Annotated in this window: 15 protein-coding genes and 1 pseudogene; 2 read left to right on the top strand and 14 right to left on the bottom strand. The window is 45.6% G+C overall.

All coding sequences use genetic code 11. The features are described from left to right. From pseC to KNO69_RS03060, 10 genes are all read right to left on the bottom strand, one after another. A complete protein-coding gene (pseC, locus tag KNO69_RS03105; protein ID WP_214690639.1) occupies nt 1-1,173 on the bottom strand; it encodes a UDP-4-amino-4,6-dideoxy-N-acetyl-beta-L-altrosamine transaminase in 1,173 nt (390 codons plus the stop codon). Nucleotides 1,174-1,214: 41 nt separating this feature from the next. Then, the gene (gene pseB, locus KNO69_RS03100) at nt 1,215-2,180 is read right to left on the bottom strand and encodes a UDP-N-acetylglucosamine 4,6-dehydratase (inverting) (RefSeq protein WP_214690638.1); all 966 of its coding nucleotides are present in this window, start codon (nt 2,178-2,180) and stop codon (nt 1,215-1,217) included. Between the two features lie 59 nt (nt 2,181-2,239). Next, a complete protein-coding gene (locus tag KNO69_RS03095) occupies nt 2,240-4,141 on the bottom strand; it encodes a motility associated factor glycosyltransferase family protein (RefSeq protein ID WP_214816064.1) in 1,902 nt (633 codons plus the stop codon). A gap of 144 nt (nt 4,142-4,285) precedes the next feature. Continuing rightward, nucleotides 4,286-5,110 (bottom strand): flagellin N-terminal helical domain-containing protein, encoded by an 825-nt coding sequence (locus tag KNO69_RS03090; RefSeq protein WP_214690636.1) that lies wholly within the window; start codon nt 5,108-5,110, stop codon nt 4,286-4,288. A 178-nt stretch (nt 5,111-5,288) separates the two neighbouring features. Further along, a complete protein-coding gene (locus tag KNO69_RS03085) occupies nt 5,289-6,377 on the bottom strand; it encodes a DUF2920 family protein (protein ID WP_214816060.1) in 1,089 nt (362 codons plus the stop codon). 71 nt (nt 6,378-6,448) lie between these two features. After that, complete coding sequence (locus tag KNO69_RS03080; RefSeq protein ID WP_214683843.1) at nt 6,449-7,741, bottom strand: methyl-accepting chemotaxis protein; 1,293 nt, start codon at nt 7,739-7,741, stop codon at nt 6,449-6,451. Between the two features lie 123 nt (nt 7,742-7,864). Further along, on the bottom strand, nt 7,865-8,188 hold the full coding sequence (locus tag KNO69_RS03075; protein WP_214816057.1) for a hypothetical protein: 324 nt from the start codon (nt 8,186-8,188) through the stop codon (nt 7,865-7,867). A gap of 10 nt (nt 8,189-8,198) precedes the next feature. Beyond that, nucleotides 8,199-9,026, bottom strand: coding sequence for a GNAT family N-acetyltransferase (locus KNO69_RS03070; RefSeq protein WP_214816054.1), 828 nt, complete (start codon nt 9,024-9,026; stop codon nt 8,199-8,201). A 60-nt stretch (nt 9,027-9,086) separates the two neighbouring features. Beyond that, nucleotides 9,087-9,278, bottom strand: a complete 192-nt coding sequence (locus KNO69_RS03065; protein WP_214816052.1) for a hypothetical protein — start codon at nt 9,276-9,278, stop codon at nt 9,087-9,089. Between the two features lie 60 nt (nt 9,279-9,338). Then, nucleotides 9,339-9,824, bottom strand: coding sequence for a hypothetical protein (locus KNO69_RS03060; protein ID WP_214758360.1), 486 nt, complete (start codon nt 9,822-9,824; stop codon nt 9,339-9,341). A gap of 156 nt (nt 9,825-9,980) precedes the next feature. Between KNO69_RS03060 and KNO69_RS03055 the strand changes: the two genes are divergently transcribed. Next, on the top strand, nt 9,981-10,478 hold the full coding sequence (locus tag KNO69_RS03055) for a hypothetical protein (protein WP_214816049.1): 498 nt from the start codon (nt 9,981-9,983) through the stop codon (nt 10,476-10,478). 36 nt (nt 10,479-10,514) lie between these two features. Here the strand turns inward: KNO69_RS03055 and KNO69_RS03050 are convergent. From KNO69_RS03050 to KNO69_RS03040, 3 genes and pseudogenes are all read right to left on the bottom strand, one after another. Beyond that, nucleotides 10,515-11,450 (bottom strand): annotated as a pseudogene (locus KNO69_RS03050) (DMT family transporter). Nucleotides 11,451-11,552: 102 nt separating this feature from the next. Next, a complete protein-coding gene (locus KNO69_RS03045; protein WP_214816046.1) occupies nt 11,553-11,840 on the bottom strand; it encodes a putative quinol monooxygenase in 288 nt (95 codons plus the stop codon). A 114-nt stretch (nt 11,841-11,954) separates the two neighbouring features. Beyond that, complete coding sequence (locus KNO69_RS03040; protein ID WP_214690629.1) at nt 11,955-12,815, bottom strand: YitT family protein; 861 nt, start codon at nt 12,813-12,815, stop codon at nt 11,955-11,957. A gap of 177 nt (nt 12,816-12,992) precedes the next feature. On the opposite strand from KNO69_RS03040, the gene KNO69_RS03035 reads away from it, so the two are divergent. After that, on the top strand, nt 12,993-13,907 hold the full coding sequence (locus KNO69_RS03035) for a YitT family protein (RefSeq protein ID WP_214816043.1): 915 nt from the start codon (nt 12,993-12,995) through the stop codon (nt 13,905-13,907). A gap of 55 nt (nt 13,908-13,962) precedes the next feature. Here the strand turns inward: KNO69_RS03035 and KNO69_RS03030 are convergent, their stop codons facing one another. After that, nucleotides 13,963-15,018, bottom strand: coding sequence for a GGDEF domain-containing protein (locus tag KNO69_RS03030; RefSeq protein ID WP_264092787.1), 1,056 nt, complete (start codon nt 15,016-15,018; stop codon nt 13,963-13,965). Nucleotides 15,019-15,076: the final 58 nt, after the last annotated feature.

Raw genomic sequence — 15,076 nt, 5'->3', positions numbered from 1 at the left:
TCACTTCCCATATCGTTTTAACACTTTTTTCACCGCATCGATCACATCGTACACATCTTCCTCAGTCATCGCAGGAAATAGAGGGAGTGTAATGATATCTTCATATAGCGTTTCTGCGTGTGGACAAATCCCTTTTTCATACCCTAGCTCTTGATAATATGGCATCCAATGAACAGGAATATAGTGGACGTTGACTCCAATGTTTTCATTTAATAAGGCCTCAAATAGTTCTTTCCGTGAACCGTTTAACCGGTTTTGATTTAAGCGAATGATATATAAGTGCCAGCTGGACTCTCCACTTTCATCTTGATGCGGTATCGTAATTTCAGATAACTCGCGAAATGCCTCATTATATAAAGAAACATAGTATTTTCGTAACTCAATAAATCGTTCAATCTTCTTCAATTGGCTTGTTCCAAGGACAGCTTGAATATCTGTCATTCGATAATTGAAACCCAAAAACTGCATTTCGTAGTACCAAGGACCATGGTGATCAACTAACTGTTCAGCACTTTTTGTAATTCCATGGGTCCGAAATTGTAATAATTTACGATAATACACTTCATCATTTGTCGTGATGATTCCACCTTCACCCGAAGTAATATGTTTAACAGGATGAAAACTAAACATCGTCATATCACTTAGTGCACCGATTCGTTTCCCTTGATAGGTGGCACCTAACGCATGAGCCGCATCTTCAATGACGACTAAGTCATGTTGTTCGGCAATTCGATGAATCTCCTGCATCGCTGCAGGTTGACCTGTAAAGTGGACAGGGATGATGGCTTTTGTGCGTGGAGTGATGGCTTGTTCAATCGCATTCGGGTCTAAGTTATACGTCGTTGGATCAATGTCAGCAAATACAGGTATTCCTTTTTGATAAAGAACACAATTCGCACTAGCTGCAAATGTCATCGGAGTGGTAATGACTTCATCCCCTTCACCAATTCCTGCTGCAAAACAGGCACCGTGTAGGGCGGCCGTCCCATTAGAAAAGGAGACAGCATATCGAGCTCCAACATACTGAGCGATTGCTTGTTCAAACTCATCAACAGCAGGACCAGTTGTTAAAAAGTCACCTCGTAACGTGTCGACCACAGCTTGAATATCTTCTTCATCGATCCATTGTCTGCCATAAGGCAGAAACGTGTTTCTTACAGGTTGATCAATCACTCTAAACTTCCTCTCATCAAAAAATGACTATGCCGTCTTCCTCACTTCACTAACTCTCTTAATTCATCGACCGATAGCCACTGATTGTTTACATTACTGACGTATGTAAACCCTTCTGGTAACGACTTTCCACCATTTGAATACTCTGCACTCCACCAAGGGAACTCAGGTTGAATGACAAAATAATCGTCGTACTCTAACGTGTGTCGTGCATCATCTTCCGTAATCATTGCCTCATGTAATTTCTCACCTGGACGAATCCCCACAATTTTGATGTCGCACTCAGGAGCAATCGCCTCAGCCAAATCAAGAATCGACATACTTGGGATTTTCGGAATAAAAATCTCTCCACCGTTCATACGTGTCAAACTATCGATAACAAACTGGACACCTTGGTCTAATGTGATCCAAAAGCGAGTCATCCGATCATCGGTCACTGGAATGACCGTTGCTCCGTCTTGCTTCAACTTCTTGAAGAATGGTACAACGCTGCCTCGGCTTCCGACGACATTACCGTATCGGACGACAGCAAATCGTGTGTCTTTATCCCCGGCATATGAGTTACCAGCGACAAACAATTTATCTGATGCCAATTTAGTTGCACCATACAAGTTAATCGGACTTGCAGCCTTATCCGTACTTAGTGCGATAACTTTTTTGACACCACGATCAATAGCCGCTTCAATAATATTTTGAGCACCATGAATATTTGTTTTCACGGCCTCGAATGGATTATACTCGCAAGCTCCGACATGCTTGAGCGCCGCGGCATGGATGACAATATCCACTCCATCAAATGCACGATAAAGGCGTTCTTTATCACGAACATCCCCAATGAAGAAACGAATGCGGGGATCGGTAAATTCTTGTGCCATTTCATATTGTTTTAACTCATCACGACTAAATACGATGACCTTTTTTACATTTTGTTTTAATACGGCGGAGATGAATTTTTTCCCAAAAGATCCTGTACCACCCGTGACTAAAATTGTCTGATTTGTAAACATGCTTATATACTTCCTCTCTCATGCACAATGTCTAATAAATATACGATTGGCGCTACTTGTTACTTAATGGTTTCTGCATACGCTTGTTTTATCGTGTGAAGTTGAGTTTGTAGTTCTTGAATCGACTCAAACATTCGCGACAAAATCGAAAGACGTAATGCACTCGTTCGATTATATCGATTATGGAATTTAATTTTATTTTGAATGATTAATAAATTGACGAGTTGAAGCGGCATGATATGTGTGCGGAAAGATGGCGCTTCAATCATCGCATCCCAATCCCGTAGCATTTTTTCAAACTCATCGATGGTGACCGCTTTTTGATTCATAGCGCGACCCAATCGTTTTTCAAGCATTTGCAATCGTTCGCTCACACTATCAAGTAATTGTTGTACATGCTCAATCGGGACATTCAATTCTGATTCTTTGACTTGTTCAAGTTTCTGTTTTTGAATCGGTGTGGTGTGGAGCCTTTCAAGGGATTGATACGAAACTCCCTCAATTCGAGCACCTTTCTCCGCGTAGTTGACTAGTTTTTCTTTTAATCCGAGCTGTGACTTGATTAATGCTTGGTAACTAGTTAAAAAACCAAATAAGATTGGTGTGGTTTTCCCCATCTCACCATTATTCAATGGTACGTCATATAACGTTTTAGTGAACTGACCATCGTTTGAAGAAGCTTGTTTGACCGAAGCACTATAATATTCACCTTCTCGCAATGCTAAATCTTGTCCGATCAATCCAATTGAATCAAAGTCCAAATAGTTCGCAAATGCAACCGCTGCTAACGCCACCGTAGGGTACGTACTGAAAACTGTTTTTGTATAGGGTAGCAAATCTTGTGTAACCTTGGCATCAGCATAAGGTACAAGTAACCCCTTTGCTCGTTGTGGAATCTGATGATTCACTTGTAACGAATAGACAAGTGGGACATCAATTTCAATATCGTTGAAGAAATGAGCGTTAGCTTCACCAGCGTCAATCGATATGACAAAGTCCGGTCGGATTTCATTCTCCAGTAAAACTTTAACTGTCTGACCAATCGCAATGATATAGTAAGCGCACTGAGCCTTTTTAAGATAAGGGATCGCATCTTCTAGTGAAGGACCCCCTGCAATCATCAGCGCATGGCTTCCTTTATATTTATGTTTGAGACAATCGATGTTAAAAAGACGATCTGAATGCCGGTTTAGGTAGCTCGCATTTTGAAACGATTCTTGATACCAGCTCTCCGTGTACACTTTACGTGTCGTTAAATCAATTCGACTTTCGCTCAAATAATTTCGAACCAATTTTAATAATTCAAGTAACGTTTTTGTATCCTCATAAAGAGGATGTTTAATAACTTCCGTTTTCAAACCAATAAACGATTGAAACTTTGATTGCAATAATGTTTTATAATCGTCTTGCGAATCAAGAAAAGACAAGACTGAATCACTTTTAATATTTGACGGTAAGTTGAGGGGATCAATCGTCAAGACATGATATTGTTTTATCAATTCAGCATGAAACAGCCCACTTCCATACCCTAAAAGGATAATAGCTTCCGTGTCATCAGCAATCTCGGCTTGCAACCGCTCAAACTCTAATAGCGTTTCACTTACAAAATAGTGGCTACTATCGTTCTGCTTTATAAGAGCCATCTCGTTCTCATGATAGCGGAACGGGAAGACGATTTGATTCTGATGTTCTACTTCTATTAATGCTTCATATTCTGTAATTAATAATTGCAAATTATCATAGACAACATTGACATACATTTGTAAATTCTCTTTCTTGATGGCTTGGAGATCCGATACATGTTCTACTGTACGAATTCCATTAGAATGAATATTTTCGCCAAATAGTCGAATGATTCCCACAATCTCGTCGAGGACATCCCACTTTTCGTTTTCAACTAAGAGGACAACTTGATTTGAGATGTCCCGAAGCTCTTTTACGATGTTTCGCAGTTGTGACATAAGGTACTCCTTTATGTTTTAAAAGTTCATCTGTATATAGTATACAATTTCAATATATGAATATCGATAGACTGACAAATTTATTTAAAAAAAGGGAAACAGACTTTATGTCCGTTTCCCTTTTTATATGGTTTTAAATGAATCTTAACGTAACAACTGAAGTACAGCTTGTGGCTGTTGGTTCGCTTGAGCAAGCATTGCTTGTGCAGCTTGGTTCAAGATGTTGTTTTTCGTGAAGTTCATCATTTCTTTCGCCATATCTACGTCACGTACACGTGATTCAGCAGCTTGAAGGTTTTCAGCTCCAACGTTCAAGTTGTTGATTGTGTGCTCAAGACGGTTTTGTGTTGCCCCGAGTTTCGCACGCTCAGAAGATACAGTTTCAATTGCGTTGTTGATAACAGTGATTGCGCTGTTAGCACCTGTTTGTGTTTCGATGTCAACTGTATCAACAGAAAGACCAGTAGCTGTCATATCTGAAAGTTCAAGTGTAATGTTTTGTCCTGAGTTTGCACCGATATGGAACTTAAGACCGTTTGCAGCACCTGAGAAATCACCATTCATCAAAGTCTTCGTGTTGAACTCAGTGTTGTTCGCGATACGCGAAATTTCACTTGTCAACTCTGTTACTTCTTTTTGAAGCTCTTCACGGTCTGTTTGTGTGTTCGTGTCGTTTGACGATTGAACAGCGAGTTCACGCATACGTTGAAGGATTGAGTGCGTTTCGTTCAATGCACCTTCAGCTGTTTGGATGAGTGAGATTCCGTCTTGTGCGTTACGTGACGCTTGATCAAGACCGCGAATTTGTCCACGCATTTTTTCAGAGATTGCAAGACCAGCAGCGTCATCGCCAGCACGGTTGATGCGAAGACCTGAAGAAAGTTTCTCCATTGCCTTCCCAGAGTTAGTTGTGTTGAACGACATGTTGCGGTGTGCGTTCATTGCGTTAAGGTTGTGGTTGATAATCATTGTAATTTCCCTCCATAGGTTTGAGTTTTTCCGCTCTTCCAAATCCGTTTGTCCGAGCATGTAAGGTTTAGGCCGGCCCCTCACCTTACATTTGTTGGAACGTTTTATCGTTTCCATACTCTATATCGGAGCATCTTCAGAGAACTTTAATCATTTTTGTAAAAATAAATACTTTTCTTTATTTTGACTCTTGAAAATGAAAGATAGGCAATCCTCCAGAGGAGTTAACCTCTATATGTAATGATCCAATGTTTACCTCATAATTCAACGGTATTTCTTCAATCAACGTTAAAGGTTTTTCCATTTCGAGTGCCCATGAAAATAACTCAAGAAAATCCGCATCTAACCCATGATTATTCGACTTGAATCTTATTTGATCCACTTTTTCTTTCGTTATCAACGAAAACTCAGCTCTTGGAATGGAACTAATAATCCTTTCTTTTTCGATATGATCTATTAAATTATCCTCATCTCCTTGGAAGGAAATGATTTGTGCAGAACCATTGTAGTTTTTATATAGATTTTCTAAATTAAGATATGATTTGTTATCAATGATTTCTTTAGCTAAATATTCAAACTCAACAGCAAGTGTCAACATTCCGACTTGTTGATAGAGAATTCGGTTTTGCTTCATATAACTCGGCTCTATCCATGCCGAGTTATCAATAAGGTAAGAGAATAGATGGGGAGACAAACAATTACTTAGATGTAATAAATAAGCTCCATGTGAGTGACCATACCCTATTATCCTTTTTTCATCGAAAGAATAACCATTATCCTTAACAATCGCCTTAACAATTTCAATAGATGTAATCAAGTCAATAGCTTGCATATATCCCATATCATTAAAATCATTAATGCTTTCATTCAACTTCGCTTTCACAGGCAAAATTGCGCTTTTTGTAGACAATATAGACCAAAGTTGTGATTGATTTGCATTGACTTGCTTAATTTCATCACTAGTCAATAATTCTTCTAGAGTCGCAAGATTGCTAAAATTAATCGAGTCAGCTGACTGCATATAAGAACTTCCAAAATAATCACATTGAATAACAATTAAATTAAATTGATCAGCAAATGTCTCTCTCATCTTTTTGTAAACTCTTGAATCAATGTTTCCGCCAAACCCTGGCACCAAAAGAAGTAACCCGGTTTTGTGATTTATTTCTTCCGAAGGGATTGAAAATTCAATACGTAGCTCCCTCCCTGAATTCCCTGAATATATATTATAATGTGCAGGTATCTTCACGTGATGCTGTTCTGCCATCCGCACTCCTCACTTCCAACTGTATAGATTCAAAAACAAAAACGATTCACGAATGAATCGTTTAAATAAAATTACACTTCTACTTTCATCTGTTCCGTCTCATTCTGCAAACTCTCTGCGACGCGAACGAGCTCTGACATCGCTCCGTTCACTTCACCAAGACTTGCCGCTTGCTGGCTCGCCGCTGATGTCACTTCATTCGCATAACGCGATGCTTCTTCGACCATGCCAACGATGCCTGCCGAGTTTGTCACAACCGAATCGATCTGCCCACGTGACTCATCGAGGAGTGAATCGACCGAATGGACATGACTGTATACTTCATTTGCGGAATTGTGAATCGATGCGAACGCACCACCTGCTTTTTCAACTAAACCGACACCTGTCTCCACTTCTGCTTTGACGTTCGCCATCGAAGACGATGTATCGCCAACGAGACGCTTCACGTCTACGATGAGATCCGTAATTTCTTGAGTCGAGTTCGCCGTTTGTTCCGCGAGCTTTTTCACTTCTGCCGCTACGACGGCGAATCCACGACCATGCTCACCGGCACGTGCCGCTTCAATCGATGCGTTCAAGGCAAGTAAGTTCGTCTGTGCCGAGATGTCACTGATGACGTCCGTGATGCGTGAGATTTCGCCTGTCATTTCTGTCAACTGGCTGTTGAGCGTCGATGACTGTTCGACTTTTCCAGCAATCGCATGCATCGCATTGACCGAAGACGAGGCAAGACCCTTCCCGCTCTCCGCTTCCTGTTGCATCTCGCTCGCCGAATCAAGCGCCGATGACATCTCTTGGCGGATGCTCTCCATCGTACGCGCGACCGCTCCAAGCAAGTCCATCGAGTTATACGTCGCACTGACGTTGTCTTCTAACATCTTGTTGAGGGAATCCATCGCAGAACGAATGTTTTCTCCTGCCACGTTCCCTTCTTGGACCGCTGCTGCGATTTCTTGTGCCGAACCTGTCAATTGGTCCGCCGTGTAACGCATGTTCGTACCTTGTTCCCGAAGGTGTTCGACCATGTTGTCCATCGACAAGAGTAGACGTCCCATCTCTGAACGATCTGTCGTTTTCTCGTCGGCGAAGTGCACCGTCAAGTCCCCGTTCCCGACTTCGACAGCTTTTTCAGAAGCCATCTCGACCGCTTTCAGTGGACGACGGGCAATCAAGTAAATGACGCCCCCACCGAGTGACGAGATGAGTAATGCCACGACCGTACCGACGAGCATGACTTGACCTTGTTCCATCTCGAGTTCCGTCAAGAGTAATAGGGTAATGTAGCCGACCGCTCCGCCCGTGATAAAGGACGTGACCAAAATCCACGCGAGCAATTGCGTCGTAAAGTTTTTAAATACTTTCACTGTTTGTTCCTCCTCATTGTGTTCATCACTACTTATATCGTCCAATTTCCAATGAATGTATAGCGTTTTCAGTTGAACGTTTGGTCAATGAAAAAACGTACCCCCGTCAAGGAGTACGTTTCGTTAGAATGCTTCATCGTCTCGTTCGACATGCGCCACACGTCGTAGGGTCGTCGCCGCATCAATCGCGAGCGTGATGGCAGCCGCCCAGTGCAGCATCATGCCGACAAACGGGATAAAGCCGAGGATTGATGCCGCAATACCGACCGCCGCGCCGTAAGAGAATCGATTCAGTCGACTGAACGAAAGAATCAATACGATCACGTGGTACACAAACATGAAACCGAGGGGCGAATAGCCCATCCCGATGATGAAGAGACCGCCTAGAAGCGGAATCCCGAGGAAGGCTTCAAACGCCGCGCCGATCCATTTCAGATTTTTCACCATGTGGTTCACCTCATAATTCGATCATGTAAAACTCATAGCCGCCGTTCTCCGCAAAACCGGCGCGTTTGTAGATCTCGAGCGCCGCCTTGTTTTCCGTCTCGACATCGAGCTCGACTTTCGTCCGACCCATGCGGAACAATTGTTGGACCATCTGTTTCAACATCTTCGTGCCGTAGCCTTTGCCTTGTTCGCCCGCCTTAACGCCGAACGCATGGATGCTTGCCGCGTCATCCCCAGTGAGAAGAGCGCGAATCACGCCGATCGATTTGCCGTCAACTTCCCCGATGTATGTCACGCGGTCCGGCGTGTCGATTTGTTGATAGATGTTTTCCGTCACATCGACCGGGTCACCGAACGCCTCGCTGAGCGTCGCAATGATAAGTGGACGGTCGTCTGCTGTCGCCTCACGTAACGATACCTCGTCCGGTTTCAAGAAGAGCTCCGCTTTTTTCAAGACGAGATTGTATTCCGAGAACTGATACGCCGCCTGAAGATGCTCGAGCACTGCTTTCCCGGATGCCGAGTTTCGGTCGATGACGAACGTGAATGCTTCGCAACCGTTCAACTTCGCGTCTTGTTTTGCCGTTTCGAGTAGTGCCGTGAAGACACCTTGTTTCCGGTATTCAGGATGAACGAGCGCATTCACTTCATACTCGTTCGGAAGATACGGGAAAAGCATGAGATAACCAACGAGCGTCTCCCCCTCATATACCGCATAGTCGTTCTGCCCGACCGACTCATGCCCAACCTTTACGTCGATCTTGTCGTTCGCGTTGACCGCCTGTTCTAACGCTTTGACGTCATCTGCCTGTCTTACTTCTTCTACTGTCCAATTCATTCATATCACCTCATTTGTATTGTAGCATAAAGGAAAAAGCCCGCCGTAGCGAGCAGACATTCAATGATTTCTTTCATTCTGAAAAAAATGAGTCACTTCTCGCATCGTGACTGAGATGACGATGACGACAGCCAAGGTGATCAAGCTCTCTTGTTTCGGTAAATCAAATACATACATCGCAACGATAAACAAAAGGATTACAATCAATCCCTCCGAATAATCTCGTCTTCGGCTTGGTAATGTCTTTCGCAAACGTCCCCCACCTCTCTGAAAAAGACTACAAACGATTCAGCCGTCTGCAGTCTCTCCATGTTATAACGTTCGAAACTCTAACTCAGGAAGTGTCTCGATCAACTCGGCAATCTCGTCCGTATGCGCCTCCGCACCTGGGACGGCCTCTGTCGGTTCGACCCAGAAGAACGTCTTGTCGTTCGTCCCGAGATAGTTGCCGTAGCCGATTTCTGTCGCGAACGCCTCTTGAGTCAATTCGCGGTCGATCAAGTCCAGGTGGAACAAGAGTTGGTCGTCCCCGTCCTCAACGTTATAGTATAAATCGAACGTACCGTAGCTCTTCGTGTCCCCGATGTCAACGACGTCCTGCGCCTTCTCGATATAGACGTCACCCCGCTCAATTGCCTCGACGATTTTTGATGGCAAGACGATCTCATAGCCGAGCTCACGGTCACGAATCGTCTGCGTCGTATCCTCTGTCCGTCCCCGGGACGAGACGACACCGACTGTCGCCACCAATGCACCTGTCACACCGAGCGCGAGCGCCCATTTCATCGATTTGTTCACAAGAACCACTCCTCACTTGTTAATGTCTTCACTTGATTATCCCACAAGTTAACGACTTTTCATTAAATATTCTGAAAAAATGTTTCCCCTTACATTGACGAGTGTCCGTCAATCCCATACGATGGTAGTAACGTACTATAGAAAAGAGGAACTGACATGTCTAACGAAACTACTTTGACACGCGCTCAGCTCGACGCGTTCTTGAAAAACGTCTTCGCCCTTCAAATCCCGGTCATCGAGAAATTCATGACGGATTTGTTTAAACAATATGTCTCCACGGCATCTACGTTCAAACAGGACATGGACACGATGAAAGCAACGGACTGGCACAAGCATTTCTTCGGTCAAAAAGTGATGCCGCACCTCTTCATCGAGAACCTTGGCTTCGGTGCATCGTTCCGTCACCAAGGTCAAGAAAAAGTCGTCAGCATCCCTGAGAACATGACAGTCGTCAAACCGGACTCAGACGCGCAAATCAAAGAGATTTTAGAGAATCTCGATCAGACGCTCGCATCAATGGATGGCGTCAAAAACAAAGGACTCGTCAAGAAGTTCTATAAAGAAACGCTCGAACTGATCTGCCAACTCGGTAGCCGTACCGGTATGATGGATGATTTCTATGACAAAGTCAAAGGCAGTTTGACAACAAGTTAATGACCATCCCCTCGCTCAAAAGACCGAGGGGATTTTTTATGTCTCTTGTCGGACCACGGTTGGAAGCTCCATAAACTGACTCCGACTGTGGAAGACGACCCCGACCATGACGAGCGCAATCCCGGACAAGGCGATTGGCGATGGCATGACGGCATGCAGGAAGACGAGTTCCCCGATGAGTGCGAACAGGACTTCGAGCGCTTGCGTCGCTTCGACGGACGCCAGTCTTCCCATGTCATGTTTGACGAAATCGGTCGCCATGAAAAATAGCACGGTCGCGACAACCCCGGATAACAGGGCGACGAGGAACGTCTGCCCGAGCTGAATCGATGAGGGACGCCCCGTCGTCAACCCGTAACCGAACAACAGGAGCCAGACCGGGAGTGACCCGAGACACATCCCGAGGATTCGCTCGAACACGTCGAGGTCCGTGTGCTGCATCATCTTCCGGTTTCAGAGCGGGTAGGCAAATGCGGCGATGATGACCGGCACGACCCCAAGCCAAATGAACCGAGGTTCGAAAGACTCGAAAAACTCCACTTGCATCATTACGACCCCAATGAGAATCAAGACCGAGAAGCGAAGTCCGCGCCATGGGATTCGTTCCCGTGTTCCGTCTGCCTTCTTGAAGAGTGGGGACAACAGTGCCCCGGCGACAATCGTCACTTGCCACGTGCCCGCAATCAGCCACGGGGGTGCGACCTCGGCTGCGAGACAAATCGGGACGTAAAACAGTCCGAATCCGACCGTCCCCCAAACAATCCATGGACGAGGACTTTCTCTCAATGCTGAGAGGACTCGCTTGAGTCCACCACGAAACGCGACCACAACTAGCAGTAACGGAATCATCCACAAAAAGCGGAGCGAGGCACTATAGGCAAAGCTGCCACCTCCGACTTGCATCACTTCGTTCAACACGAACGTGCTCGCAAAAAACAATGCGGCGAAGACACCGAGTATGAGTGGACGCATACGTTCCCTCCTTTCCGAATCCTGTCATGTTCTCGACATCTCGCCATTTCTCCTGCAAAAAACGGACGACCCTTGGCCATCCGTCTTTTTATTCCTTCTTGGTCATCTCCGGAGTTCGAGTGCGGCAATCCGCTCCATCCGCTCGAGAATTGGCTTCGCCTGATTGATATACGCCCTCACTTCAACAAGCGACAACGACGCCGCATGCGCCTCCTCATTTCGCCATACTTCATAGACGAATACGGTATCCGCTTCATCGAGCGACACGTGAACCCGATACGATTCACAATCCGATGTCGCCTCCATCTCCCGCGCCGCTTCCGACAAAATTGCCACGAGTCTGTCGCGTTCCCCCGCTTTCGTGACAAGCTTTCCAATCAGTGCGTACATTTCCAATCCTCCCCTTTCTCTTGCATCGACTTCTTCCACTTACAATATGCGATTTCCTGCTTGGTCGGTTCACACGTGTAGAGGTTAAAAAAACGGACGACCCTTGGCCATCCGTTAATGAATATCGCGTTTTTGGAAGTTCCCGCCTTTGACCTCTGTCACCTCATACACGACGACGAACGCTTTCGAGTCGACATCATCGATGATGTCTTTGATTTTTCGTTCTTCGAGCCGGTTGATGACACACGTGATTTCGTAATAACTTTCTTTGGAATATGCCCCTTGAATTTGATTCAACGTGGCGCTCCGTCCGAGACGGTCCCGAATCGTCTCGACCATCTCCTGCGGTTCACTCGTGATGATTTTGAACGTTTTTGCCCCGCTCAATCCCTCTTCGACGATATGAATCACTTTCGAGGCGATGAAGTAGGCGATGGCGGACAGGACCGCTCCTTGAAGACCAAACACCGTCGAGACAACGATAAAGACGAACGTATTTAAAAATAAAATCAAATCACTCGTACCGAACGGCAATTTACGGGATAACAGGACCGCCAACATGTCGATACCGTCAAGCGCTCCCCCGTTGCGAAGCGAAATCCCCATTCCGAACCCGAGTATGATCCCACCGACCACCGTGATGAGGAGCGCATCCCCTTCGATGATAGTCGGAACATGGTGCATAATGACCGTACCGACAGACAAAGACGCAATCCCGGTGACTGAAAGGATGGCGAAGCTCTTCCCGATTTGTTTATAACCGAGATAGACAAACGGAATATTTAACACCCCGATGAAAATACCGAGCGGCAGTCCCGTCAGTTGTGACCCGACAATACTTATTCCAGTGACGCCCCCGTCCGAAACGTTATTCGGAATGAGGACCGATTCCAATCCATACGCCGCGATGAGTCCCCCGATGATGTTCATCATCATTTGAAACGCCATCAACCACGTTTTGTTTTCTCGTTTCATCCTATAGACCTCCATCCATTGTTCAACAACCTTTTTAGCCTAACATAAAATAATACCAAAATAATTTATCAAGAATCCTCTATCTATTCTGAATATTCATGTCAGATTCTCTGTCGTAAATGATTGTCGGTTCGTATCATTTGTTATACTTAAGAAAATGGAAAGGGGGCACCATGTATGCAGCGTACACCTATGCCTTCCCCGACACCGGAGGAAGTGCAGCGCTTAAGGCGGGAACATAATCCGATTAAGGCTTCTGAACTGTTTGTAAAAGTCGTCCTTTTGCTGCTCGGCTCCCTCGTCTTTGCCGTCGGCTTGGAGGCGTTCCTCGTACCGAATCAAATCATCGACGGTGGTATCGTCGGTGTCTCGATCATCGTGTCGTACTTGACGGAGACGAAACTCGCGATTTGGCTCGTCCTCTTCAACTTACCGTTCATCTACTTCGGGTATCGGCAAATCGGAAAGACATTCGCCGTCGTCACGTTGACGGCCATCCTGCTCATGTCAGCCTTCACCATCGTCCTTCACGACATCAAGCCGTTCACAGACGACCTCCTCTTGTCGACCGTCTTCGGCGGTTTCTTACTCGGTGCCGGAATCGGGCTCGTCATCCGGGCGGGAGGATCACTCGATGGAACGGAAATTCTTGCCGTTTCCTTCACGAACCGATTACCATTCTCCGTCGGAGAGATTGTCATGTTTTTCAATATCTTTATCCTCGGGACGGCCGGATTCGTCTTCAGTTGGGACAGGGCCATGTATTCGCTCCTCACCTATTTCATCGCATTCAAGACGATCGATGTTGTCCTAGAAGGAATTGACCAGTCGAAAGCAGCCTGGATCATCACGTCCGCACCAGACGATATCGGGCAAGCCATCATGGACCGGCTCGGTCGAGGTGTGACGTATCTTCATGGAGAAGGCGCCTACACAGGTGACGAGAAGAAAGTCGTCTTCACAGTCATCAGTCGATTAGAAGAAACGAAATTAAAAGATATTCTCGATGACTATGATGAAAAAGCGTTCCTCGCCATTGGCAACATTCACGACGTCCGCGGCGGACAATTAAAGAAGAAAAACATTCACTAAACGTGAAATCCCCTATAACCGCTGGACCATCATCGCCAACGGTTATAGGGGATTTTTACGCAAACATGACCTGATTTCGTCCATTTTGCTTCGCTTCATACAATGCTTCATCTGCTCTTTCGAACACGACCATGCTCGGCTCATGCCCTGCAATCGCTGCACCGATTGAAATAGTCATCGGAATGATTTCACCTTGAAATTCGAATGGTGTTCGCTGTACCATCTGCACGATGTTTTCTGCCACCTTCGCCATGCCTTCACTACCTTCAATGACAAGCAAAAATTCTTCGCCACCGTATCGCCCGACAAATCCAGAAGGCGGACGACTTCGTTCCAACGTTTGTCCGATATGACGAAGCGCTGCGTCTCCCGCTAAGTGCCCATATGTATCGTTCAACTGTTTAAAATGATCGACGTCGATGACGAGTAACGTCCACGGGTTACCGGACATTTCCAAATCATTCATCTGTTCGAGCGTCCTGTAACGGTTCGGAAGTCCCGTCAACTCATCAATGGTCGCCCGGTGCGTATGTAAGAGAAACATCCATAGATGCGTCTCGAGTTTCTTTGCGGCCCAATAGCAGAGCCAGGCCCCAAAAGATAACATGAGAAAATAAGGAACAAATACATTTATAAAGACCGTCTCATTCACACTGCCGCTCACTTGAATCAAGACGAGGAGCGCACCTAACCCGATGTAGATGGCATACCCTCTCCCTCGACGAATCGGTAAGCGTGTCATGACAAGAGAAAATAAAAAGAAGACAAGTAACAGTAGTAACGAGTCTACGAACGGAGCACTCATTCCGTGCAGCGTCGTGCGTCCGATGAAGATCAGACCGAGCGTGACGATAGCTCCGAACGGTCCAGCGAACGTTGCGGATAAGGCAATCGGGATGAGACGAAGGTCGATTCGGGCATCCCCTAATTCGATGGAGTTAATGGTTAAGAGAATTGCCGTCAATCCGTTAGAGACTCCAAACCAAAAGCGTACGAATAACGGGGAGGTCGGCTGAATCGGTAAAACCGTCCGCATCACATAGAGTGTGAGCGACATGAATAAAAAGATCAGACTGATGTTTATAAAAAAACTATTAATACCTGTTTCCACCGATTCCCCTCCTTCCTTTCACGTTTCCATCCTATCCCAACCCATCGAGTGCTGTCAT

The organism is Exiguobacterium sp. s131 (genome assembly GCF_018617345.1).
GTDB lineage: Bacteria > Bacillota > Bacilli > Exiguobacteriales > Exiguobacteriaceae > Exiguobacterium > Exiguobacterium profundum.
The sequence above is the reverse complement of the archived record's forward strand: the minus strand, read 5'-3'. Positions and strand labels throughout refer to the sequence as shown.

Coding starts and splice junctions, on each gene's coding strand:
- KNO69_RS03075 (WP_214816057.1), bottom strand. CDS start 8,188: ATGGTGAAAAATCTGAAATGGATCGGCGCGGCGTTTGAAGCCTTCCTC.
- KNO69_RS03035 (WP_214816043.1), top strand. CDS start 12,993: ATGCAGCGTACACCTATGCCTTCCCCGACACCGGAGGAAGTGCAGCGC.
- KNO69_RS03055 (WP_214816049.1), top strand. CDS start 9,981: ATGTCTAACGAAACTACTTTGACACGCGCTCAGCTCGACGCGTTCTTG.
- KNO69_RS03045 (WP_214816046.1), bottom strand. CDS start 11,840: ATGTACGCACTGATTGGAAAGCTTGTCACGAAAGCGGGGGAACGCGAC.
- pseB (WP_214690638.1), bottom strand. CDS start 2,180: ATGTTTACAAATCAGACAATTTTAGTCACGGGTGGTACAGGATCTTTT.
- KNO69_RS03040 (WP_214690629.1), bottom strand. CDS start 12,815: ATGAAACGAGAAAACAAAACGTGGTTGATGGCGTTTCAAATGATGATG.
- KNO69_RS03095 (WP_214816064.1), bottom strand. CDS start 4,141: ATGTCACAACTGCGAAACATCGTAAAAGAGCTTCGGGACATCTCAAAT.
- KNO69_RS03070 (WP_214816054.1), bottom strand. CDS start 9,026: ATGAATTGGACAGTAGAAGAAGTAAGACAGGCAGATGACGTCAAAGCG.
- KNO69_RS03090 (WP_214690636.1), bottom strand. CDS start 5,110: ATGATTATCAACCACAACCTTAACGCAATGAACGCACACCGCAACATG.
- KNO69_RS03085 (WP_214816060.1), bottom strand. CDS start 6,377: ATGGCAGAACAGCATCACGTGAAGATACCTGCACATTATAATATATAT.